Source organism: Paracoccus versutus (assembly GCF_029909795.1).
Taxonomy (GTDB): Bacteria; Pseudomonadota; Alphaproteobacteria; order Rhodobacterales; family Rhodobacteraceae; genus Paracoccus; species Paracoccus versutus.
Genome location: NZ_CP038197.1, coordinates 1,055,938 through 1,079,049, shown reverse-complemented (window position 1 = coordinate 1,079,049; position 23,112 = coordinate 1,055,938). Strand labels below are relative to the sequence as shown.

The following is a 23,112-nucleotide window of genomic DNA, read 5'->3' as shown; positions in this document are numbered from 1 at the left end:
TCTTTTTCTGGCCAGCGCCGGCCGGGCGTGGCAGATTCCGCCCTGATCCGCCCAGCCTGAAAGGAGAGAGCCCATGGCCAAGCCCGCCGATCCGACCGCCTCCGCCTCGCGCGACCTGGATGCGATTGCCGAGCAGACCCAGACCGCGGCGCTGCGCCTGCTGGATCAGGCCGCGCTGGCCGCCTTGCAGCGCGACCTGCGCGCGATGAAGCAAAGCGAACAGGACGAGGCGGTGCGCAAGGCGCTGGCCCAGGCGATGCGCCGCGCCGCCGCCGAAAAGCGCCGCCGAGCCGAACAGGCCGAGCCCGCCGCGGATGTGGCTGCCGAGCCCGCCGCCCCCGCTTCTGCCGCGCCGTCCAAGTCCCCGCGCCCGGTGCGGCCGCTGCCCGACAAGGCCGAGAGGAAGCGCATCAAGGAGGCCGAGAGGGCCGAGAAGAAGCGGGTGAAGGAGGCCGAGAAGGCCGAGCGCAAGGCCGCGAAACAGGCGGCCAAGGCGGCCGAGAAAGAGGCCGCCCGCGCCGCGCGCAAATCGGCCAGGGCGGCGGAAGCCGGAAAACCCGCCGGGAAGGGCAACGGGCAGGGCGGCAAGGGCAAGGGCAAGAAGGCCCAGTAAGCGCGCAGGCACGGTTCCCAAGCCGTGCCTTGCCTGCTATTGGACATCCGACCACTCCATCCGGGTTCACCATGCGCCGTCCGGTTCTGGCCCTTGCCGCCGCCGTTTCCGCCGCTTTCCTTGTCCTCCCCGTCCAGGCGGTGGAGGACGCGGTCCATGGCCCGCCGCCGCCCCCGGACCAGTTGCGCTGCACGGATGACGGCACCTATTGCATTTCGGTCGCCGCCTATGTGCCCGATGTCTGCTCGGCCATCGAGCGGGCGGCGGGGAAGAACGGGCTCGACCCGCATTTCCTCGCCCGGCTGCTGTGGAAGGAAAGCCTGTTCGAGCCGGGCGCGATCAGCCCGGTCGGCGCCATGGGCATCGCGCAATTCATGCCCGGCACCGCCGAGATGGTCGGGCTGGACGATCCCTTCAACCCGGCCAAGGCCATCGAGGCCTCGGCGCGCTACCTGGCGACGCTGACGGCGAGCTTCGGCAATGTCGGCCTGGCCGCCGTCGCCTATAACGGCGGCGAGAACCGCGCCGCGCGCTTCGTCTCGCAGGGGGGCGGCCTGCCCTGGGAGACGCAGGACTATGTCCAGGCGATCACCGGCCAGACCGCCTGGATCTGGCGCGACGATCCGCCCCAGCGGCTGGACGTGCGGCTGGACAAGGAGCGGCCCTTTCGCCAGGCCTGCATCGACCTGGCCAGCGCGCGCAAGCTGCGCGAGTTCCAGACCCCCGACCATCCCTGGCCCTGGGGCGTGATCGTCGCCACCCATCCCAGCCAGTCGGGGGCCAGCGCGCAGGTCGCGCGGCTGAACCGGCAGCTGCGGCCGATCCTGGGCGGCAAGCGCGTGAGCTATGTGCATCGCAAGATCTCGGGCGGGCCGAGGAAGCTTTTCACCGCGCAGATCGGCTATTCCTCGAAGTCCGAGGCCCATGCCTTCTGCAACCGGCTGCGGGGCCTGGGCGGGCGGTGCCTGGTGCTGAAGAACTGAAACGCCGCGCGGGTGGCGGCGTTCCTTGGGTATTTGGGGAACGAAGAAGCCGGACTCGACGCCCCTATTGCGTCCAGTGCACCTGGGTCAGGTCGTTTGCGGGCATCGGGGCGTTTTCCCACAGCCCCTCGATTTCCGCCTTGGCGACGCCGGTCTTTGCCAGCTGGAACAGGAAGGCGTTGGCATGGTCGCCGGCGATGATCTCCTGCGCCTGTTTCAGCAGCGCCGAGCGTTCCGCCGGGTCGGTGGCGGCGTCGAGCCGGGCCATGGTCTCGTCGAAGGCCGGGTTCCGGTAGTTGAAGTAATAATCCTTGCGGGCGTAGATGCCGATGTCCATCGGCTCGACATGGCTGATGATGGTCAGGTCGTAATCGGCGTTCTTGAACACCTGTTCCAGCCATTGCGCCCATTCCATGTTGGTGATCTGGGTCTGGATGCCCACGGCGCGCAATTCGGCCGCCACGATCTCGCCGCCGCGGCGGGCATAGGGCGTCGGCGGCAGGGCGAGGCGCAGGGTCGGGATCTGGGTGCCCGACTCGGCCAGCAGCGTTTTCGCCAGTTCGGGGTCGTATCGCGATTTCGCGGTCAGGTCGACGTAATCGGGATGGTGCGGCGCGAAATGCGTGCCGATGGGCGTGCCATAGCCGAACATGGCGCCGTCGATGATTTCCTGGCGGTTGACGGCATGGGCGATGGCCTCGCGTATTTTGGCCTGGGCCAGCGCCGGGTGCTTGTGGTTCATGGCCAGGATCGTCTCGCCCTCGGTGGTGCCGACCAGCACCTTGAAGCGTGGATCGGCCTGCAGCTGCGCCAGGGTTTCCGGGGCGGGATAGATCGGGAAGGCGTCGATGTCGCCCGCCATCATCGCCGCGAAGGCGGCGCTGGGATCGGCGATGAAGCGGAAGGTGGCGGCTTTCAGCGCCGGCTTTTCGCCCCAGTAGCCCTCGAAGGCGTCGAGCCGGATATGGTCGCCCTGCCGCCATTCGCCGAAGCGGAACGGGCCGGTGCCGACGGGCCTGGTGGCGATCCCGGCCACGCTGGCCTCGTCCACCATCACCGCGTCGCCCCAGGCCATCTTGAACGGAAAGCCGCCGTCCGGCGCCTTGAGCGTGACGCGGACGGTCAGCGGGTCCAGGGCCTCGACGGTCTCGATGCCCTCGAACAGGGTTTTCTGGGCGTTGGTGCTGTCGGGCGCGCGGGCGCGGTCGAGCGAGAAGACCACGTCCCGCGCGTCGAAGGTGGCGCCGTCGTGGAAGGTCACGCCGGGGCGCAGGCGGAAGGTGTAGGTCTGGCCGTCGGCGCTGTCCCAGCTTTCGGCCAGGCCGGGCTTGACGCTGCCGTCGGGGGCGATGCGGGTCAGGCCCTCGAAGACATTGGCATAGACCACCTCGTCGATGGCGGCGGCGGTGCCCCCGGTCGGGTCCAGGTTCGGCGGCTCCAGCACCATGGCCAGCGTGATCGAATCCGGCGCCGCCAGCGCCGGCGTGGCCAGAATGGCCGCCAGCGCGGCCGTCTGCATCAGTTTCGCAAGCATCCCCGTCCCCCTTGGGCTGATCCCTGGGCGCAGCTTCCCGGCAAAACGGCCGGCGATCAAGCCCGCCGCTCGGTCAGCTGCTGGGCGAGGCCCGCGAACATCAGCCACAGCGAGCTGAGCAGCAGCCCCCAGCGGGCAAAGCTTTCGGGGTGGAAATCGACCAGCACCGCCCAGACCGAGAACCCCACCCAGGCCACGGTCACGGGCAGCGAGACCAGGCGCCAGCGTTCGGTGCGCATCGGGTGGATGAACTTGAGATTGGTGAACATGGCGATCGCCAGCGCCACGACGATGGCCAGCGTCAGCCAGAAATCCGGCTTGATCGCGAACAGCACCAGCACCACCATGTTCCAGCAGGCGGGGAAGCCGGCAAAGGAATTGTCGCGGGTCTTCATCCGGGTGTCGGCGAAATAGATCACGCTGCCATAGGTGATGGCGATGATCGCGATCCAGCCGGTCCAGCCCGGCAAAAGCCCCGACATGAACAGCGCATAGGCCGGGATGAAGACATAGGTCAGGTAGTCGATGATCAGGTCCATCAACACGCCGTCATAGGTCGGCCAGTTGGTCTTGACGTGATAGCGCCGCGCCAGCGGGCCGTCGACGCCGTCCACGATCAACGCGATGACCAGCCAGAAGAACATCTGCGACCATTCGCCCCGGACGGCGGCCAGCAGGGCAAGCATGGACAGCACCGCTCCGGTCGCGGTCAGCAGGTGGACGGTCAGGGCTTTGAGGCGCGGATTCATCCCCTGCTTCTGTCACCGATGGGTCATGATCGCAAGTTCGTGCGGGTCCGCGCCCTGCGCTTTTGCCGCGGGGTGATGCGGGCGGCCGACGGTCCTATGCGGCGAATTCCTCGGCCGCATAGCCTTGCAGATAGAGCAGCGCGGTCAGGTCGCCGTGGTTGATTCGCAAGCCCACCTGGGCTGCGACCACGGGTTTGGCGTGCAGCGCGACGCCCATGCCGGCCAGCTTGAGCATGTCGAGGTCGTTGGCGCCGTCGCCCACCGCCAGCACGTCGGCGGGGGCCAGGCCGCGGGCGGCGGTGATGTCGCGCAGCGCCTCGACCTTGGCCTCGCGGCCCAGGATCGGCAGGGCGACATGGCCGGTCAGCACGCCTTCCTCGGCCAGGAGCGTGTTGGCGCGATGCTCGTCGAAGCCGAGCGCGCGGGCGACGGGGCCGGTGAAATCGGTGAACCCGCCCGAGACCAGCGCGGCATAGGCGCCCTGCGCGTGCATCGTCGCCACCAGCTGCCGGCCGCCGGGGGCCAGGGTGATGCGATTGTCCAGCACCTCGGCGATGGCCGATTCGCGCAGGCCGGCCAGCAGGCCGACGCGGGCCAGCAGGGCCTCGTGGAAGTTCAGCTCTCCGTTCATGGCGCGGGCGGTGATGGCGGCGACGCGCTCGCCCACGCCGGCGACATCGGCCAGCTCGTCGATGCATTCCTGCTGGATCATGGTCGAATCCATGTCGGCCAGCAGCACCGCCTTGCGCCGGCCGCGGGTGGGCTGGATCGCCAGGTCGAAGCCCTCGGCCTGCAGCCGTTCCCATGTCTGCCAGAAATCCGCCGGCTCGGCGGCGAGGGGAAATTCGGCGGCGGTGCCCTGGGCCAGCCAGATGACATGCCCGCCATCCCAGGCGCGGCGCAGGTCGTCGACCAGCGCGGCGGACAGGTCCGCGCGGCTGGGCGCGGCAAGGATGGTGACGGTGAACATGCTGGCCCCCTTGGCGGTTGTTTCCGGCAGCACTAGCCAATGCGCCGCGGCGGATCAATCAGTCGGATTCATGCCGAAAAACTGTCGCATGCATGGCTTGCAATTTTTTCTTGCGGGAATCCTTCGGCGGCGCTAAGGCCATCAGCGGGACACGCCGCCCCAACGCGGCGCTTCATAGCTGGAAGGCTAACATCATGGGCAAGACTGCTCCGGCCGCGCGGCCGGCCAATCCGCGCTTTTCCTCGGGCCCCTGCGCCAAGATCCCCAATTTCTCGCTGGACATGCTTGCCGACGCGCCGCTGGGCCGCTCGCATCGGGCCGCCGTGGGCAAGGCCAAGCTGGCCGAGGCCATCGACCTGACCCGCGACGTGCTGGGCGTGCCGGCGGATTACCGCATCGGCATCGTTCCCGCCTCGGACACCGGCGCCGTCGAGATGGCGCTGTGGTCGCTGCTGGGCGCGCGCAAGGTCGAGATGCTGGCCTGGGAAAGCTTCGGCGAGGGCTGGGTCACGGATGTCGTGAAGCAGCTCAAGCTGGATGCGGTGGTCCGCAAGGCCGATTACGGCAAGATCGTGGATTTCGCCGAGGTCGATTTCGACAACGACGTGGTCTTTACCTGGAACGGCACCACCTCGGGCGTGCGGGTGCCGAATGGCGATGCGATCCCCGCGGACCGCGCCGGGCTGACCATCTGCGACGCCACCTCGGCCGCCTTCGCGATGGAGCTGCCTTTCGACAAGCTCGACGTGGTGACTTTCAGCTGGCAGAAGGTGCTGGGCGGCGAGGGCGCGCATGGCGTGCTGATCCTGAGCCCGCGCGCCGTCGAGCGGCTGGAGAGCCATACCCCCGCCTGGCCGCTGCCGAAGATCTTTCGCATGACCAAGGGCGGCAAGCTGATCGAGGGCATCTTCAAGGGCGAGACCATCAACACGCCCTCGATGCTGTGTGTCGAGGATTACCTGGTGGCGCTGAAATGGGCGCAATCCCTTGGCGGCCGCAAGGCGCTGGTCGCCCGCGCCGAGGCCAATGCGAAGGCCGTGCGCGACTTCATCGCCGGCAAGGATTGGATCGCCGACCTGGCCGAGGATCCGGCCACGGCCTCGACCACCTCGGTCTGCCTGAAGTTCACCGATCCGCGGATCCGGGACGGCGCCGCCTTCGCCAAGGCCGTCGCCAAGCGGCTGGAGAAGGAAGGCGTGGCGCTGGATGCCGGCGCCTATCGCGACGCGCCCCCCGGCTTGCGGATCTGGTGCGGCTCGACCGTCGAGACCGCCGATGTCGCGGCGCTGATGCCCTGGATCGAACATGCCTTCGAGGCCGAGATCGAGGCGCAGGCGGAAGTCGCCTGAGCGCGCTGCCGGACCGGGGCGCTGCCCCGGACCCCGGGATATTTGGACACGAAAGAAGCCGAGTTGCAGCGCCTGCGGCGCGCTGCCGGCCCCCGCATATCCAGAGGATAGAGAAATGCCCAAGGTTCTTGTTTCGGACAAGCTTTCGGAAACCGCCGTCCAGATCTTTCGCGACCGCGGCGTCGACGTGGACTACCTGCCGGATGTCGGCAAGGACAAGGAAAAGCTCGCCGAGATCATCGGCCAGTACGACGGGCTGGCCATCCGCTCGGCCACCAAGGTGACGGCGAAGCTGCTGGAGAACGCCACCAACCTGAAGGTGATCGGCCGCGCCGGGATCGGGGTGGACAATGTCGATATTCCGGCGGCCTCGAAGAAGGGCGTCATCGTGATGAACACGCCCTTCGGCAACTCGGTGACGACGGCGGAGCACGCCATCGCGCTGATGTTCGCCGTGGCGCGGCAATTGCCCGAGGCCAGCGTCTCGACCCATGAGGGCAAGTGGGAGAAGAACCGCTTCATGGGGGTCGAGGTCTTCAACAAGATCCTGGGCGTCATCGGCGCGGGGAACATCGGCTCCATCGTCATCGACCGGGCGCTGGGGCTGAAGATGAAGGTGCTGGCCTATGACCCCTTCCTGTCCGAGGAGCGGGCCAAGGAGCTGGGCGTGAAGAAGGTCGAGCTGGACGAGCTGCTGGCCCGTGCCGATTTCATCACCCTGCACGTGCCGCTGACCGAGAAGACCCGCAACATCCTGTCGCGCGAGAACCTGGAGAAGACCAGGAAGGGCGTGCGCATCGTCAATGCCGCCCGCGGCGGGCTGATCGACGAGGAGGCGCTGGCCGCGCTGTTGAAATCGGGCCATGTCGCCGGCGCCGCGCTGGACGTGTTCGCCACCGAGCCCGCGACCGAGAGCCCGCTGTTCGGCCTGCCGAACGTGGTGGTGACGCCGCACCTGGGCGCCTCGACCACCGAGGCGCAGGAGAATGTCGCCCTGCAGGTCGCCGAGCAGATGTCGGACTACCTGCTGACCGGCGCGGTGCAGAATGCGCTGAACATGCCCTCGGTCACGGCCGAGGAAGCGGCGGTGATGGGGCCCTGGCTGAAGCTGGCCGGGCACCTGGGCGCCTTCATCGGCCAGATGACCGACGAGCCGATCAAGGCGATCAACGTGCTTTACGACGGCGTCGCCTCGGAGATGAACCTCAAGGCGCTGAACGCCGCGGTGATCGCCGGGGTGATGAAGGCCACGAACCCGGACGTGAACATGGTCTCGGCCCCGGTCATGGCGGCCGAGCGCGGGGTGCAGGTGGCGACCACCACCCAGGCCAAGTCGGGCGTCTTCGACGGCTATATCAAGGCCACCGTCGTCACCGACACGCGCGAGCGGTCCATCGCCGGCACCGTGTTCAGCGACGGCAAGCCGCGCTTCATCCAGATCCGCGGCATCAATGTCGATGCCGAGATCGGCGAGCATATGCTTTACACCCGCAACCGCGACGTGCCGGGGGTCATCGGCGCACTGGGCATGACCCTGGGCGACCTGGGCGTGAACATCGCCAATTTCACCCTGGGCCGGACCAAGACCGGGGACGATGCCATCGCCATCCTCTATCTCGACGAGACGCTGAAGCCCGAGGCGCTGGAGGCGCTGCGCGCCACCGGCAAGTTCCTGCAGGTGCGGCCGCTGCAATTCGAGGTTTGAACCTTGCGAACCCCCGGACTAGGCTCCGGGGGTTTTCATTTGCGGGGCTTGCATGCGGACCTATGCCATCGGCGACATTCACGGCCATCTCGACCTGCTGCGCGCGGCGCATGAGTTGATCGCGCGCGACGATGCCGCGCATGGTGGCGGCGGCAGGCTGGTCCATGTCGGCGACCTGCAGGACCGCGGCCCGGATTCGCGCGGCGTGGTCGATTACCTGATGCGCGGCCAGGCCGAGGGGCTGCCCTGGATCGTCCTCAAGGGCAACCACGACCGTTTCCTGCCGCGCTTTGCCTGGCAGCCGGAATGGATCGACCCCGGACTGGCCTCGGGGCGGCACTGGCTCGAGCATCCCTCGCTGGGCGCGGCCGAGACGCTGGCCTCCTACGGCGTCGAGATCCGCGACCCCGCCCGCACCCATGCCGAGGTGCTGCGCGCCGTGCCCGAGGCGCATCTGCGCTGGCTGGATGCGCTGCCGCTGTGGCACCTGGTCCCGCAGGCGCTGTTCGTCCATGCCGGCATCCGCCCCGGCGTCGACCTGGCCCGGCAGACCGAGCACGACCTGGTCTGGATCCGCAAGGGTTTCCTGGACGATGCCAGCGATCACGGCCTGCTGGTGGTGCATGGCCACAGCCCGGTCAAGCAGGTGACGCATTTCGGCAACCGCCTGGCCATCGACACCGGCGCGGCCTATGGCGGGCCGCTGAGCGTGGTCGTCTTCGACGAAACCGGGCTGCATCTGCTGACCGAGGCGGGGCGCGAGCCGATCCCGGCCCCCTGAGCCCGGCCCCTGAGCCCGGCCCTGTGGCAGGCTTGCCAGGGCACCGGCGGGAAATGTCTCAAATCCCACGCATCCATTGACCCCTTGGCACGAGGGGCCAAATATCAGCCCTATGCGCCATGCGTGGCGTGTCAGGAGGTGAGGCGCCGTGCAGTCCCTTTCCGTCATCTTCCAGCTCGCCGGGGCCGTGGCGCTGCTGCTTTTCGGGCTTGGCCTGGTCCGCGACGGGATGGTTCGCGCCTTCGGCGTCAGGCTCAAGATGGCGCTGGGGCGGGGCACGCGCACCGGGCTGCGGGCTTTTGCCTCGGGGCTGGTGGCGACGCTGGGGCTGCAAAGCTCGACCGCGACGGCGCTGATGACGGCCTCATTCGTGGATCGCGGCATGATCCGGCCGCGCATGGCCCAGATCGTGCTGCTGGGCGCCAACCTGGGCACGGCGCTGACCGCCTGGATCGTCGCCTCGGGGATCGAGGCGCTGGTGCCGGTGCTGCTGCTGGCCGGCTATGCCATGCGCCGCCAGTCCCGGCGCGGCTGGTCGGGCGGCGGGCTCGCGCTGATCGGCATCGCGCTGATGCTGCTGTCGCTGGGCCTGCTGGGCCATGCGACCGAGCCCCTGCGCGAATCCGCGGCCATGGCGGCCTTCCTGGCCATGCTGGGCAATGCCTGGCCGGTGGCGCTGGCCATCGCGGCGGGGCTGGCGGTGATCTGCTCGTCCTCGCTGGCGGTGGTGATGCTGGTGCTGTCGCTGGGGATGGAGCCGGCGCTGACCGTGGTGCTGGTGCTGGGCGCCAACCTGGGCGGGGCGATCCCGCCAGTGCTGGCCACGGCCGGGCAGGGCATCGCCGCCCGCCGCGTCGCCCTGGGCAACCTGGTCGTGCGCGCCGTCGGTTGCCTTGTCGCGTTGCCCTTGGCGGGCCAGGCGGCGCAGGTGCTGACCGCCGTGCCCCTGCCGGAAACCGGGCTGGCGGTCGAGGCGCATCTGGCCTTCAACCTGGTGTTGGCCGCGGCGATCTGGCCCTTCTCGGGGCTGGTCACGCGGCTGACCGGGCTGATCCTGCACGAGGATGAGGCGCCGCCGCCGATCGAGGCGCAGCTGCTCGACGGGCAGGCGCTGGACACGCCGGCGGTGGCGCTGGCCCGCGCCAGCCGCGCGGCGCTGGCCATCGGCGATGTGGTCGAACGGATGCTGCAGCAAGCCCACACCGCCTTCGACCGCGGCGACGACGCGCCGCTGGCCGAGGTTTCCGTGCTGGAAGAGCGGGTGGATCGCATGCAGCAGGAGGTGAAGAGCTTTCTCTCCCGCCTGGGCCGCGAGGCGGGCGAGGATCAGCGGCGCCAAGCCATCACCATCCTGGATTATGTCATCAACCTGGAACATGTCGGCGACATCATCGACAAGGGGCTCGGCCCCGAGATCCGCAAGAAGGCGGCGCTGGCCCTGCGCTTTTCCGACGAGGGCTATCGCGAACTCGACGGGCTGTTCCTGATGACCATCGAGAACCTGCGGCTGGCCCAGACCGTCTTCATGACCCGCGACCGCGACCTGGCGCGGCAGCTGATGGAGGAGAAGGTCGAGATCCGCCGACTGGAGCGCATGTCGGCGCAGCGCCACCTGATGCGGCTGCGCGAGGGGCGGGCGGAGAGCCAGCAGACCTCTTCGCTGCACCTGGACATCCTGCGCGACCTGAAGCGGGTGAATGCGCATATCGTCTCGGTCGCGCATCCGATCCTGGACGAGGCCGACCTGCTGATCGAAAGCCGGCTCAAGCGGGGCTGACGGCCGGATCGGGCGAAGCCATCGGGCTGACGCCGCCGGACCGTTCGCGGGCGCATCGCGGGTTGCGGTCCTGGCGGGAGCTGCTGTCCGGCGAGCCGCGCGGCCCGGACCGGCTGGATGGCCCGCCGTGCCGGGTGGTGGAGATGCATCGGTCGAGCGCGGGAAACCTTTATCCGGCGGGGTGGGCGTTTCGGTGCGCGGCCTTTGAACCCTTGCGCGGCGTGTGTCCAGGGATCCCGCGCGGCCGGCACGGGGCAGCCCCGGTCTTGGGCGGGCCGGTTCTCGGGGGCCGGCATGGCGATCCTGCCGGCAGGGGACGGGCGGCTTTCGCGCCGCGCTTTGCCGGGGCGCCGCGGCTGGCGCGATTCGCCCGCGGTGCCGGGCCCATGCCTGGGGGGTGCCGCGGGCAGCGGGGCTTGCGGCGGCGGTGCGGGCTTGCCATGCTTGGTCCGGTTTCGCTGCCCCGGAGAACGAGATGAAGACATGGATTGTCGCCCTGGCGCTGATGGCCGCGCCCGTTTCGGCCGAGGTGGTCGGCAAGGTCGGCGTGGATTGGGTCGGCAACGACATCATCGTCGAGGCCATCGCCGATCCCCAGGTGCAGGGCGTGACCTGCCACCTGGCCTATTTCGACCGTTCGGTGATCGACCGGCTGAGCCAGGGCAACTGGTTCGAGGATCCGTCGAACTCGGCCATCGAATGCAGCCGGACCGGCCCGGTCACGATCGGCGACATCCGCCGGGGGCCGAAGGGCGAGGACGTGTTCAGCGCCTCGCGCTCGCTGATCTTCAAGTCGCTGCGGGTCAAGCGGATCTATGACGAGGAAAACCAGGTGCTGGTCTATCTTGCCCATGCCGATCAGGTGAAGGAAGGCTCGGCCAAGATGTCGATCTCGACCGTGGCGCTGGAGCCGGGCGAGGCCTTGCCGGCCCGGTGAAACTGCGGCATTCGCAGCCCGCAGCCCGCAGCCCGCAGCCCGCAGCCCGCAGCCCGCAGCCCGCAGCCCGCAGCCCGCAGCCCGCAGCCCGCAGCCCGCAGCCCGCAGCCCGCAGCCCGCAGCCCGCAGCCCGCAGCCCGCAGCCCGCAGCCCGCAGCGCGGGCCTGGCCGGTGGGGGCCAAGCCGCAGCGCGAGCGTGGCCGTCGATAGGGCGGGCCCTGTGGCCCGGCGCTGCGGCCCCGTCCCGATGCGGAATGTCCCGGCCCTCGCGTCAACGCCAGGGCGGGCAGGTGGTTTGCGGCCCCACAGGTGGACAGCGGCGCCCGGTGGTTGTAAGAGCCGCGCCAAACAGGAACGGTGAGATGCGGATTCCGTCCAAGAGCGCGAAATACAGTCTGGGCCAGGTAGTGCGCCATCGCGAACATCCGTTCCGCGGCGTGGTGTTCGACGTGGACCCGGAATTTTCCAACACCGAGGAATGGTACGAATCCATCCCCGAGGAATCGCGCCCCTCGCGCAACCAGCCATTCTATCACCTTTATGCCGAAACCGAGGCGACCTATTACGTCGCCTATGTCTCCGAGCAGAACCTGGTGCCGGATCATTCCGGCGAGCCGCTGGAACATCCCGAGGTGACGGAGATGTTCGGCGAATTCCAGGACGGCCGCTATCCGCTGCAATTCGGCCTGAATTGAGGTCAGGCGTCCGGGGGGCGGGCGCGGCTTGCGGCCCCGGATCGGCCACCGGAACGACGAAGGCCAGGAAGTTTCGCCGCCCCTCGCGGAAATAGCACAGCGAGGCGGTCAGTTCCTGGATCAGGAACCAGCCGAAGCCGCCCTCGGGCAGCAGCAGGATCGCCTCGGCATCCTGGGGCGGCGGGCCGGTCCAGGGCAGGTCGTGCATGTCGAGGCAGGAGGAGGGCAGCGGCCGGCCGTCATCCGTCACCGCGCAGGCGATGCCGCCGACATGGCGCGCGACGCAAAGGTGGATCAGCGGCGCATGCGGCCGGCCGCCCAGGCGCAGCGCCTCGTATCGGGTGCCGTGTTCGCAGATGTTGTTCAGCACCTCGGCCAACGCCAGTTCCAGCTTGGCGATGACCTCGTCCCCGGCGCTGCCGTCGAACCTTTCGCGCAGGAACAGCAGCGCGGCGCGCACCGTGGCGGGATCGGCGCGGAAGATGCGGTGGAACATCGGCTGGCGGGGTGGCGGGGGCTGGCGGAGCCGCTTTCCGGCCGGTTCGGGCGAAACGCTCATCTTTCGGGGCCTTCGGGGCGCGCGGCGGGGATCTCGGCGGACTTGCGGATTGTCAGCACGGTGTCCATCCGCGTCAGGTGGAACACCCGCTCGACATTCGGGGTCAGCCCGGTCAGCGTCAGCTTTCGCCCCGCGGGCATGGCCTTGTAGATCGCGATTACCGCGCCAAGGCCGGAACTGTCCATGAACTCGACCCCGCGCAGGTCCAGCGTCACCTGCGCGCCGCCGCCGGCGATCATGCCGCGCACGCGGTCCTTGAAGGCGGTGGCAATGGCGGCGTCGAGGCGTTTTTCATCGACGCGGATCGTCAGCCCGTCGGGCTGGGGCAGCAATGTCAGTTGCATTCTGGCTTCCGCTGTTTTCTGTATGCTCGCCCCCGTTCTAGACCGGCAATCGTTACCGGCCGGTAAGCGTCGCACGGATTTTCGCGCCGGAAGACGCGAAAATAGGGCGCATTTTCATGATCCTTGCGACCGGCACCGGCCCGGTCGGGAAAATCCGAGGAAGCGGATCGGGCCCGCCGGTCCGGCCCCCGCCGTTTACGCCTCGCCCTCCAGCATCCCGCGCAGCTCATAGACCAGGTCCAGCGCTTCGCGCGCGCTGATCATGTCGGGGTTGAGGCCGCGCAGGCGGTCCTCGACCGCCGAGGGCTTGGCCTTGGCCGCGGGCGCCGGGGCCGGGGCGGCGCGGAACAGCGGCAGGTCGTCGAGCAGCGCGGCGGGCTTGCCGGTGCCCTGCCGTTCGCCGCTTTCCAGCTGGTGCAGGATGTCGCGGGCGCGCTCGACCACCGCGGGCGGCAGCCCCGCCAGCCGCGCCACCTGCACGCCATAGGAGCGGTCGGCGGCGCCCTTCCTGACCTCGTGCAGGAAGATCACCTCGCCCTCCCATTCGCGCACGGCGACGGTGGCGTTCTCGACGCCGGGCAGGCGGGCCGACAGGCTGGTCATCTCGTGGTAATGCGTGGCGAAGAGCGCGCGGCAGCGGTTGGTGGCGTGCAGATGCTCCATCACCGCCCAGGCGATGGAAAGCCCGTCCCAGGTCGCGGTGCCGCGACCGATCTCGTCCAGGATCACCAGCGCGTGGTCGTCGGCCTGGTTCAGGATCGCCGCGGTCTCGACCATCTCGACCATGAAGGTGGACCGCCCGCGCGCCAGGTCGTCCGCCGCACCGACCCGGCTGAAGAGCTGGCTGACCAGCCCGATATGGGCGCGGCGGGCGGGCACGAAGCCGCCGGCCTGCGCCAGGATGGCGATCAGCGCGTTCTGGCGCAGGAAGGTCGATTTGCCGGCCATGTTCGGCCCGGTGAGCAGCCAGATCGCCGGGGTTTCGCCCTCGGTCAGGGCGCAGTCGTTGGCGACGAAAGCCTCGCCCTTGCGCTTGAGCGCACGCTCCACCACCGGATGCCGGCCGCCCTCGATCACGAAGGCGCGGCTGGCGTCGACCTCGGGGCGCACCCAGCCCTCGCCCGAGGCGAGGTCGGCGAAACCGGCGGTCAGGTCGATCTCGGCCATGGCGCGGGCCGCTTGTCCCACGGGGCCGGCCTGGTCCAGCACGGCGCGGGCCAGGCGGGCGAAGATCTCGCGCTCGATCTCCAGCGCGCGGTCGCGGGCGTTGAGGATGCGGGTTTCCAGCTCGGACAGCTCGACCGTGGTGAAGCGGATCTGGTTCGCGGTGGTCTGGCGGTGGATGAAGCGCCCGTTCAGCGGCGGGGCCAGCATCCGCTCGGCATGGGTCGAGGTGGTCTCGATGAAATAGCCCAGCACGTTGTTGTGCTTGATCTTGAGGCTCTGGACGCCGGTCTCGGCGATGTAATCGGCCTGCATCCGGGCGATGACGCCGCGGCCTTCGTCGCGCAGGCGGCGGGTCTCGTCCAGGTCGTCGTCATAGTCCGGCGCAACGAAGCCACCGTCGCGGGCGAGCAGGGGCGGCTCGGCCACCAGCGCCTCGTCGAGCAGGTCGATCAGCGCGTCATGGCCGGTCAGGTCGCGCGCCGCCTCGGCCAGCACGGCAATCTGGTCGCAGCCCAGCATGGCGGCGATGGCCGCGCCCTGCGTCAGCCCGGCGCGGATCGCGGCCAGGTCGCGCGGCCCGCCCCGCTCCAGCGCCAGCCGCGACAGCGCCCGGTCCATGTCGGGGGCGCGCGACAGCGCCTCGCGCAGGTCGGCGGTCAGGCGCGGGTCGTCCACCAGATGCGCGACCGCGGCCTGGCGGGCGTGGATTTCGCCCAGGTCGCGCGACGGTGCGCTGATGCGGCGTTCCAAGAGCCGCGCGCCCCCCGCCGTCACCGTGCGGTCGATGGCGGCCAGCAGCGACCCCTCGCGCCCGCCCGACAGCGCCTGGGTCAGTTCCAGGTTGCGGCGGGTTGCGGCGTCGATCTGCATGGAGCCGCCAAGCGCCTCGCGCACCGGCGGGCGGATCAGCGGCATCCGGCCCTTTTGCGTCAGCTCCAGGTAGTCGGCGATGGCGCCCATGGCGGCCAGTTCGGCGCGGGAAAACTGGCCGAACCCGTCCAGCGTCTCGACCTGGAACAGCGCGCAGAGCCGGCGCGTGCCGGCGGCGCTGTCAAAGCTCATCGCCGGCAGTTCGGTCAGCGCCGCGCCCGCCTCGGCGGCGGTCTCGTCCAGCCGCGAACCCTCGGCGGCCAGCAACTCGCGCGGGGCATGGCGGGCGAGTTCGGGGGCCAGCCGCGCCGGCGGGCAGGGCATGACGCGGAAGGCGCCGGTGGAAATATCGACCCAGGCCAGCGCCGATTCCTCGCGCACCGTGGCGAAGCTGGCCAGGAAATTGTGCCGCCGCGCCTCGAGCAGCGATTCCTCGGTCAGGGTGCCGGGGGTGACCAGGCGGACCACGTCGCGGGCGACCACGGATTTCGAGCCGCGCTTCCTGGCCTCGGCCGGGTCTTCCATCTGCTCGGCGATGGCGACGCGGAAGCCCTTGCGGATCAGCGTCAGCAGGTAGGACTCAGCGGCATGGACCGGCACGCCGCACATCGGGATCGGCTCGCCCAGATGCGTGCCGCGCTTGGTCAGCGCGATGTCGAGCGCGGCGGCAGCGGCCACCGCGTCCTCGAAGAACATCTCGTAGAAATCGCCCATGCGATAGAACAGCAGCGCGCCGGGGTTTGCATCGCGGATCGCAAGATACTGCGCCATCATCGGGGTGGGTTGGTCGCTCATGTCCAGCCTTGTCGCCTGCGGTCCCGTTCTTCTAGGGGATGCGCGGGCCGATGCAAACAGGATGCGGGCAAGTTGCGCCGGTGACGCAAGAATCCCGGTGACAGCCGCCTTTTGTTGCGGCATCGTCTGGCGGAAAACAGTCTTTGGGGCGAGGCGATGAAATCGTTGATTCTGGGCGCAATCATGCTGCCATTGGCGGGCGTGGCCGTCGCGGCCTGCCCGGATGTCTCGTTGATGCAGAATGCCGCGCGCGGCTGGATCGCCGGCCAGCGCCTGCCCGACCCCCTGGTGCGCACGCTCGAGGAGGGGGCCTGCGCCTATGCCAGCTTCCGCAGCGTGCTGGAGGCCGAGCTGGGCGCGCCGGTGGGGGTGAAGGTCGGCTTCACCTCTAAGCCGGTGCAGGAACGCTTCGGCGTGACCGAGCCGGTGGCGGGCGCGCTGTTTGCGCCCATGCTGCTGCCGGACGGGGCGCGGCTGAGCCTTGCGGGCAGCCGCGAGCCGTTCTTCGAGGCCGACCTGGTCGTGACCGTGGGCAGTTCCGCCATCATGCAGGCCCGCACCCGCGAAGAGGTGGCGGCCGCGCTTCGGGACGTGCGGCCCTTTGTCGAGCTGCCCGACCTGGCGCTGCAAAAGGACGTGGTGCCGACCGGGCCCCTGATGGTGGCCTATGGCGTGACGCCCTGGCGCGGCGTGCTGGGCCGCGGCATCCCGATCTCGGATCTGCGCGATCCGGTCGCCGACCTGGCGGCGCTGACGGTGAACCTGAAGCTCGACGGCAAGAGCGTCGCGACCGGCTCGGGCGAGATGCTGCTGGGCCATCCGCTGGACGTGGTGCTGTGGCTGGTCCAGCAGGGCGGCTATGAGCTGAAGCCGGGCTCGGTGATCTCGCTGGGCTCGCTGGGCGGCCTGCATCCCGCCCGGCCCGGCCACCGGATCGAGGCCGAATATCGCATCGGCGGCCGGGCCATGAAGGTGGGGCTGGCGCTGGTGCCCTGACCGGGCGGCTAGGGCAGGCTGGAAAAAACCTTTGCCAACAGGGGAGTTCCGTCGCAAGACTGTCACGGGGGGCCGCTAGGTGGCATCCAGCCGCCTATGGGGCGTGTTCTGGAACGGAGTTGACCAATGACCATTCAATCGACCGCGGCGGGGCTGGCCGCGCTGAGCCTGCTGGCGGGTGCGGGTGTCGCCTCGGCGCAGGATCTGGCGGCGCTGGAAGAGGCCGCCAAGGCCGAGGGCATGCTGACCACCATCGCCCTGCCGCATGACTGGTGCAACTATGGCGGCGTGATCGAGGGCTTCAAGGCGAAATACCCCGAGATCCAGGTCAACGAGCTGAACCCCGACGCGGGCTCGGCCGACGAGCTGGAGGCGATCCGCGCCAACAAGGACAACAAGGGCCCGCAGGCGCCCGACGTGATCGACGTGGGCCTGTCCTTCGGCCCGCAGGCCAAGGCCGAGGGGCTGATCCAGCCCTACAAGGTCGCGACCTGGGACACGATCCCGGACGATGCCAAGGACGCCGAGGGCTATTGGTATGGCGATTATTACGGCGTGATGGCCTTTGGCGTGAACAGCGACCTGATCGACGCGGCGCCGAAAAGCTGGAAAGACCTGACCAAGCCGGAATACGCCAACGCCTTTGCGCTGGCGGGCGATCCGCGCGCCTCGGCCCAGGCGATCATCTCGGTCATGGCGGCCGGCATCGCGAATGGCGGCGAGCCGGGCGAGGCCTCGGGCCAGAAGGGCATGGAACTGATGGCCGAGGTGAACAAGGCCGGCAATTTCGTCCCCGTCATCGGCAAGTCGGCGACCATCGCCCAGGGCGCGACGCCGATCGTCACCGCCTGGGACTACAACCTGCTGTCCTGGCGCGACAGCCTGAACGGCAACCCGCCGGTCGAGGTCGTCATCCCCGAGGACGGCGTGGTCGCGGGCGTCTATGTCCAGGCGATCTCGGCCTATGCGCCGCATCCGAACGCGGCCAAGCTGTGGATGGAATACCTGTATTCGGACGAGGGCCAGCTGGGCTGGCTGAAAGGCTATTGCCACCCGATCCGCTTCAACGACCTGGTTGCGGGCGGCAAGGTGCCGCAGGAGCTGCTGGACGCGCTGCCCCCGGCGGACGCCTATGAAAAGGCGATCTTCCCGACGCTGGAGCAGCAGGAGGCCAACAAGAAGGTCGTGACCGAGGGCTGGGACGCCACCGTCGGCGCGGCGGTCCAGGAATAAGGCGCGGCGGCCCCGCCCGCACCGGCGGGGCCGCCCCGAACGGGCGAGGCGGAATGAGACAGATCGGCTGGAACTGGCTGGGCGTCCTGCCCTTTTTCGCCTTCGCGCTGCTGTTTCTGGTGCTGCCGACGATGAACATCGTCATCGGCGCCTTCCAGAACCCGCAGGGCGAGTTCACGCTGGCCAACCTGGCTGGGCTCGCCTCGCCGCGGATCGTGTCGAGCTTTGCCATCTCGATCAAGATCTCGCTGGCCTCGGCGCTGCTGGGTTGCCTGATCGGCTTTGCCATGGCGGCGGCGGTGGTGATGGGGGGCGTGCCGGGCTGGATCAAGGGGCCGCTGATGACCTTTTCCGGCGTCGCCTCGAATTTCGCCGGCGTGCCGCTGGCCTTTGCCTTCATCGCCACGCTGGGGCGGGTGGGGCTGGTCACGACGCTGCTGCGGCAATGGTTCGGCATCAACATCTATGCCATGGGCTTCAACCTGCTGTCGTTCTGGGGCCTGACGCTGACCTATCTGTTCTTCCAGATCCCGCTGATGATCCTGATCATCACCCCGGCGCTGGAGGGGCTCAAGCGCGAATGGCGCGAGGCGGCCGAGGTCTTGGGCGCCAGCACCTTCCAATACTGGCGCATGGTGGCGCTGCCGATCCTGTTCCCGTCGCTTCTGGGCACCTTCGCGCTGCTCTTTGCCAACAGCTTCGGCGCGGTGGCGACGGCCTATGCGCTGACCGGCTCGTCGCTGTCCATCGTGCCGATCATGCTGTTCGCGCAGATCCGCGGCGACGTGCTGCAAGACCCGCACCTGGGCTATGCCATGGCCTTCGGCATGATCGTCGTCACCGGGCTGGCGAACCTCGCCTATGTCGTCATGCGCGCCCGCGCCGAGCGGTGGATGCGATGAGGCGGGTCTGGTCCTGGGCGGCGCTGATCGTCGGCGGGCTGTATTTCCTGCTGCCGCTGATCGGCACCATCGAGTTCTCGCTGCGGATGCGGCGCGGGGAATATTCGCTGGACGCCTATCGTTCGGTGCTGTCGGACCCGAATTTCCGCGCCACCTTCAGCTATTCGGTGGCCATGGCGGCTCTGACCATCCTGCTGGGGGTGCTGATCGTGGTGCCGACCGCCTATTGGGTGCGGCTGCGCCTGCCGCGGCTGCGCCCGGTGATCGAGTTCATCACCCTGCTGCCGCTGGTCATTCCGGCCATCGTCGTGGTCTTCGGCTATATCCGGCTCTACAACACCAGCTCGATCCTGCCGCTGACCGGCACCGCGTCGGGCACCAACCTGCTGCTGCTTTGCGGCTATGCCACGCTGGCGCTGCCCTATATGTATCGCGCCGTCGATACCGGGCTTTCCACGCTGGACGTGCGCTCGCTGACCGAGGCGGCGCAATCGCTGGGCGCCGGCTGGGCGCGGATCATCGGCCGGCTGATCCTGCCCAACGTGCTGGGCGCGGTGATGTCCGGCGCCTTCCTGTCCTTCGCCATCGTCATCGGCGAATTCACCATGGCGGCGCTGCTGAACCGTCCCGCCTTCGGCCCCTACATGCAGCTTCTGGGCGCGAACCGCGCCTATGAGCCGGCGGCGCTGGCGGTGATCGCCTTTGCCGTCACCTGGGGCTGCATGGGGGTGATGCAGCTGATCTCCCGCCTGTTCGGCACACGGATGCAAGCGAAATGACCTTCCTGACCCTCGACCACCTGCAGAAATCCTTCGGTGTGACCAAGGTGGTCCACGACTTCGACCTGGGCGTCGAGAAGGGCGAGTTCGTGTCCTTCCTGGGCCCCTCGGGCTGCGGCAAGACCACGGTGCTGCGCATGGTCGCGGGGTTCGAGACGCCGACGGCGGGCCGGGTGGTGATCGACGGGCGGGACGTGACGCGCCTGCGCCCGAACCAGCGCCAGATCGGCATGGTGTTCCAGTCCTATGCGCTGTTTCCGAACCTGACCGTGGCCGAGAACGTGGGCTTCGGCCTGCGCACCGCGGGCGTGCCGCGCGCCGAACGCGCCGGCCGCGTGGCCGAGATGCTGGCGCTGATCGGCCTGCCGGACCTGGGCGGGCGCTATCCCTGGCAGCTTTCGGGCGGCCAGCAGCAGCGCGTCGCGCTGGCCCGCGCGCTGGCGCCGCGCCCGCGCGTGCTGCTGCTCGACGAGCCGCTGTCGGCGCTGGACGCCAAGATCCGCGTCAGCCTGCGCAACCAGATCCGCGAGATCCAGCAGCAGCTGGCCATCACCACCATCTTCGTCACCCATGACCAGGAAGAGGCGCTGTCGATCTCGGACCGCATCGTGGTCATGCACCAGGGCATCGCCGACCAGACCGGCACGCCGGCGCAGATCTACAACCAGCCCGCGACCGATTTCGTGGCCGGCTTCGTCGGCACGCTGAACCGTTTCGAGGCCGAGGTGCTGGACCCGGCCCGCGGCCTCGTCCGCGTCGAGGGGGCCGAGATCGCGCTGGACCGTCCCTTGCCCGCCGGCCGCATCACCCTGGCGGCGCGGCCGGAAAGCCTGCGCATCGCCGCCGAGGGCATCCCGGCCGAGATCACCGGCGTCGAGTTCCTGGGCTCGGTCCAGCGGCTGCGGGCACGGGCCGCGGGACGCGAGGTGGTGCTGGACCGTTTCAACGAACCGGGGGTGGCATTGCCCCAGCCCGGCGCGCAGGTGCGCCTGGCGGCCGCGCAGGCCGGATGGCTGGTCCTGCCGGGCTGAGGGGCCGGGCCTATTTCCGGTTTTCGCCGCGGATGGCCAGCGCCCGGCGCAGGTGGCCGGGCAGGATGGCGAAGCCCTTGGCATAGCGCAGGAACAGCCGGCGCGGGTTGGACAGCATCCGCCACAGCCATTCCAGCTTGATCCGCCGCACCCATTGCGGCGCCCGGCGCTGGTGGCCCGACAGGAAGTCGAGCCCGGCCCCGATCGAGGCGAAGCCCACATCGCCAAGCGCGTCGCGGGCGCGGATGGCGAAAAGCTCTTGCCGCGGGGCGCCGAGCGCCAGGAAGCACAGCCGGGCGCCCGAGGCGCGAATGCGGGCGATGATCTGGGCCGCTTCCTCGCCCGTCGGGTCGAAGGGAAAGCCCGGCGCATGGGTCAGCGCGACGCGCAGCCCCGGCACCGCCGCCTGCATGCTGCGCGCGGCCAGCGCCAGCGATTCGTCGTTGCTGCCGATCAGCGCCACCGGCAGGCCGGCCCGCGCCGCCTCGGCGGCCAGGGGCAGCACCAGGTCCGAGCCGGGCGCCAGCGCCACCGGCCGGCCGGCGATGCGCGACAGCCAGACGATGGGGTTGCCGTCGGCGCAGACCAGGTCATGCGCGCCGTAGGCGCTGCGAAAGCGGGCGTCCTCGCCCAGCCTTTGCAGGTGGTCCACGTTGATCGTGGCGATGGCGAAGCCGCGCCCCTCGGCCAGCCGCTGCCGCACCGCGGCCAGCAGCGCGGAAGAATCCCGACAATTGACGCGGACGGCATTGCCGTCGGGAAAGCTGAAATGCATGATAAGCCCTCGGGTCCGGCCGGAATCGACGGCAGGATGTGTTGGCGGCGAGGGGATTGCAACGTCCTTCGCACCGCCGGTCGACAAGGCGGGGACGGGAGTCGGGCCATGCCCATATTGGCCTTCATGGTGCTGGTGACCTGGCCGGTGGTGGTGGCGGTGCTGTTCCAGCGCATGGAGCGGGCGCAGGCGATGATCTGGTCGATCTTTGCCGGCTACCTGCTGCTGCCGCAGCTGGTCGAGATCGACGTGCCCGCCTTTCCCGGCCTGAACAAACACATGGTCCCGGCGCTGGCCGCTGCCATCATGGTCTATTTCGTCACCAAGGAGCGCGCCCGCAACGAGCCCGCGCCGCCGCCCATGGGGCCCTGGGTGATGCTGCTTCTGGCGATGAACTTCGCCGCGCCCATCCTGTCGGCGCTGACCAATCCCGATCCGCTGATCGACGGCGTCAACTATCGGCCGGCCATGTCGATCAGCCAGGGCGTGGCCGACCTGATCGTGCAGACGCTGCTGCTGCTGCCCTTCTTCCTGGGCTACAAGCTGTTGTGGAATGCCAGGGGCGCCCAGCTATGGGCGCGCAGCCTGCTGCTGGGCGTCCTGTGCTATACCGTTCCCATGCTGATCGAACTGCGGATGAGCCCGCAGATCAACGTTTGGGTCTATGGCTATTTCCAGCACGATTTCGTCCAGACCATCCGCTATGGCGGCTATCGCCCCATCGTCTTCCTGGAGCATCCGCTGTGGGTGGCGCTGATGACGATGACCGCCTTCCTGGCCGCCATCGCCTTTGCCCGCAACGAGCCGACGCGGCGCAACATCCTGATTGCGGTCTACCTGGCCTGCATCGTCTTTCTGTGCAAATCGGCGGGGGCGCTGGTGCAATCGCTGATGGCGGCGCCGCTGGTGGCCTTTGCGCGGCCGCGCACGATGGTGCTGGTGGCGGCGCTGGTGGCCACCGCCGCCGTCTCTTATCCGACGCTGCGCACCACCCCGTGGATGCCGCTGCAGGGCATCGTCAACCTGGCCATGTCCATCTCGCCCGAGCGGGGGCGCTCGCTCGAGTTCCGGCTGATGAACGAAGAGGAGCTGCTGGAGCGCGCGATGGAGCGGCCGGCCTTCGGCTGGGGCGGCTGGGGGCGGTCGCTGTTCTACGATCCCTATAACGGCCGGCTGACCTCGGTCCCGGACGGGCAATGGGTGATCCTGATCGGGGCGCGGGGCATCTTCGGCTACCTGGCGCAGTTCCTGCTGCTGCTGACGCCGATCCTGGCGCTGCTGCGGGCGATGCCGGGCGGCCGGCATCCGCCGCGCAAGGCCGAGATGGTGGTGCTTGGCGCGATCTCGCTGATGCTGGCGATGAACATGCTGGACCTGATCCCGAATGCGACCCTGACGCCGCTGACCTGGCTGACCGCCGGGGCGCTGCTGGGCAATGCCCGCCGGCTGCGGCAGGGCGCGGCCGAGTCGGCCGATCTGCCGGCGGCCCAGCGGATTCTGCCTAAAAAGGCAGGCCTGCGGACGGTTTTATAGGTTGGTCCGAAGCGCGGGATTCGCTATGCCGGATA

20 protein-coding genes and 1 pseudogene are annotated in these 23,112 nt (G+C 69.2%); 14 read left to right on the top strand and 7 right to left on the bottom strand.

Annotated elements, in window-relative coordinates:
• Window positions 1-73 precede the first annotated feature (73 nt).
• Complete coding sequence (locus E3U25_RS16460; protein WP_036754248.1) at window positions 74-613, top strand: hypothetical protein; 540 nt, start codon at window positions 74-76, stop codon at window positions 611-613.
• A gap of 71 nt (window positions 614-684) precedes the next feature.
• Window positions 685-1,596 (top strand): lytic transglycosylase domain-containing protein, encoded by a 912-nt coding sequence (locus E3U25_RS16455; RefSeq protein WP_114535277.1) that lies wholly within the window; start codon window positions 685-687, stop codon window positions 1,594-1,596.
• Window positions 1,597-1,660: 64 nt separating this feature from the next.
• Here E3U25_RS16455 and E3U25_RS16450 read toward each other — a convergent pair whose 3' ends face one another.
• The 3 genes from E3U25_RS16450 to serB form a co-directional block, all read right to left on the bottom strand.
• Window positions 1,661-3,130: an ABC transporter substrate-binding protein gene (locus E3U25_RS16450; protein ID WP_116222157.1), complete on the bottom strand. Its 1,470-nt coding sequence runs from the start codon at window positions 3,128-3,130 to the stop codon at window positions 1,661-1,663.
• Window positions 3,131-3,186: 56 nt separating this feature from the next.
• Complete coding sequence (locus tag E3U25_RS16445) at window positions 3,187-3,879, bottom strand: CDP-alcohol phosphatidyltransferase family protein (RefSeq protein ID WP_036754257.1); 693 nt, start codon at window positions 3,877-3,879, stop codon at window positions 3,187-3,189.
• A gap of 94 nt (window positions 3,880-3,973) precedes the next feature.
• Window positions 3,974-4,849, bottom strand: a complete 876-nt coding sequence (gene serB, locus E3U25_RS16440; RefSeq protein ID WP_116222443.1) for a phosphoserine phosphatase SerB — start codon at window positions 4,847-4,849, stop codon at window positions 3,974-3,976.
• Between the two features lie 194 nt (window positions 4,850-5,043).
• Between serB and E3U25_RS16435 the strand changes: the two genes are divergently transcribed.
• From E3U25_RS16435 to hspQ, 6 genes are all read left to right on the top strand, one after another.
• Window positions 5,044-6,198, top strand: a complete 1,155-nt coding sequence (locus tag E3U25_RS16435; RefSeq protein ID WP_072462382.1) for a phosphoserine transaminase — start codon at window positions 5,044-5,046, stop codon at window positions 6,196-6,198.
• Between the two features lie 115 nt (window positions 6,199-6,313).
• Window positions 6,314-7,903, top strand: coding sequence for a phosphoglycerate dehydrogenase (gene serA, locus E3U25_RS16430; protein ID WP_114535276.1), 1,590 nt, complete (start codon window positions 6,314-6,316; stop codon window positions 7,901-7,903).
• 52 nt (window positions 7,904-7,955) lie between these two features.
• Window positions 7,956-8,684 (top strand): metallophosphoesterase, encoded by a 729-nt coding sequence (locus E3U25_RS16425; RefSeq protein ID WP_036754262.1) that lies wholly within the window; start codon window positions 7,956-7,958, stop codon window positions 8,682-8,684.
• 148 nt (window positions 8,685-8,832) lie between these two features.
• The gene (locus tag E3U25_RS16420) at window positions 8,833-10,461 is read left to right on the top strand and encodes a Na/Pi cotransporter family protein (protein ID WP_072462380.1); all 1,629 of its coding nucleotides are present in this window, start codon (window positions 8,833-8,835) and stop codon (window positions 10,459-10,461) included.
• 475 nt (window positions 10,462-10,936) lie between these two features.
• A complete protein-coding gene (locus tag E3U25_RS16415) occupies window positions 10,937-11,398 on the top strand; it encodes a CreA family protein (RefSeq protein WP_116222158.1) in 462 nt (153 codons plus the stop codon).
• A gap of 362 nt (window positions 11,399-11,760) precedes the next feature.
• A complete protein-coding gene (gene hspQ, locus E3U25_RS16410) occupies window positions 11,761-12,093 on the top strand; it encodes a heat shock protein HspQ (protein WP_072462378.1) in 333 nt (110 codons plus the stop codon).
• A gap of 76 nt (window positions 12,094-12,169) precedes the next feature.
• Here the strand turns inward: hspQ and E3U25_RS16405 are convergent.
• From E3U25_RS16405 to mutS, 3 genes and pseudogenes are all read right to left on the bottom strand, one after another.
• Window positions 12,170-12,589: pseudogene (locus tag E3U25_RS16405) on the bottom strand (ATP-binding protein); the annotation flags it as partial.
• 59 nt (window positions 12,590-12,648) lie between these two features.
• Entirely contained in the window at window positions 12,649-12,996 is a 348-nt protein-coding gene (locus E3U25_RS16400; RefSeq protein ID WP_036754272.1) for an STAS domain-containing protein, read from the bottom strand.
• A gap of 195 nt (window positions 12,997-13,191) precedes the next feature.
• Window positions 13,192-15,828 carry a DNA mismatch repair protein MutS gene (gene mutS, locus E3U25_RS16395; protein ID WP_116222159.1) on the bottom strand — a complete coding sequence of 879 codons (2,637 nt, stop codon included), beginning with the start codon at window positions 15,826-15,828 and terminating at the stop codon, window positions 13,192-13,194.
• Window positions 15,829-15,984: 156 nt separating this feature from the next.
• Between mutS and E3U25_RS16390 the strand changes: the two genes are divergently transcribed.
• From E3U25_RS16390 to E3U25_RS16370, 5 genes are all read left to right on the top strand, one after another.
• Window positions 15,985-16,824 (top strand): 2-keto-4-pentenoate hydratase, encoded by an 840-nt coding sequence (locus E3U25_RS16390; protein WP_116222160.1) that lies wholly within the window; start codon window positions 15,985-15,987, stop codon window positions 16,822-16,824.
• Between the two features lie 126 nt (window positions 16,825-16,950).
• Window positions 16,951-18,057, top strand: a complete 1,107-nt coding sequence (locus tag E3U25_RS16385) for an ABC transporter substrate-binding protein (RefSeq protein ID WP_116222161.1) — start codon at window positions 16,951-16,953, stop codon at window positions 18,055-18,057.
• 53 nt (window positions 18,058-18,110) lie between these two features.
• Window positions 18,111-18,959, top strand: coding sequence for an ABC transporter permease (locus tag E3U25_RS16380; RefSeq protein ID WP_116222162.1), 849 nt, complete (start codon window positions 18,111-18,113; stop codon window positions 18,957-18,959).
• Window positions 18,956-19,738: an ABC transporter permease gene (locus E3U25_RS16375; protein WP_072462372.1), complete on the top strand. Its 783-nt coding sequence runs from the start codon at window positions 18,956-18,958 to the stop codon at window positions 19,736-19,738. The genes E3U25_RS16380 and E3U25_RS16375 overlap by 4 nt, the downstream gene beginning before the upstream one ends.
• Window positions 19,735-20,769, top strand: coding sequence for an ABC transporter ATP-binding protein (locus tag E3U25_RS16370; protein WP_116222163.1), 1,035 nt, complete (start codon window positions 19,735-19,737; stop codon window positions 20,767-20,769). The genes E3U25_RS16375 and E3U25_RS16370 overlap by 4 nt, the downstream gene beginning before the upstream one ends.
• 10 nt (window positions 20,770-20,779) lie before the next feature.
• On the opposite strand, the gene E3U25_RS16365 is transcribed toward E3U25_RS16370, so the two are convergent.
• Window positions 20,780-21,544 carry a WecB/TagA/CpsF family glycosyltransferase gene (locus tag E3U25_RS16365; RefSeq protein WP_116222164.1) on the bottom strand — a complete coding sequence of 255 codons (765 nt, stop codon included), beginning with the start codon at window positions 21,542-21,544 and terminating at the stop codon, window positions 20,780-20,782.
• 108 nt (window positions 21,545-21,652) lie between these two features.
• Here E3U25_RS16365 and E3U25_RS16360 point away from each other — a divergent pair, with 108 nt between their 5' ends.
• Window positions 21,653-23,077 (top strand): hypothetical protein, encoded by a 1,425-nt coding sequence (locus E3U25_RS16360; RefSeq protein WP_116222165.1) that lies wholly within the window; start codon window positions 21,653-21,655, stop codon window positions 23,075-23,077.
• Window positions 23,078-23,112: the final 35 nt, after the last annotated feature.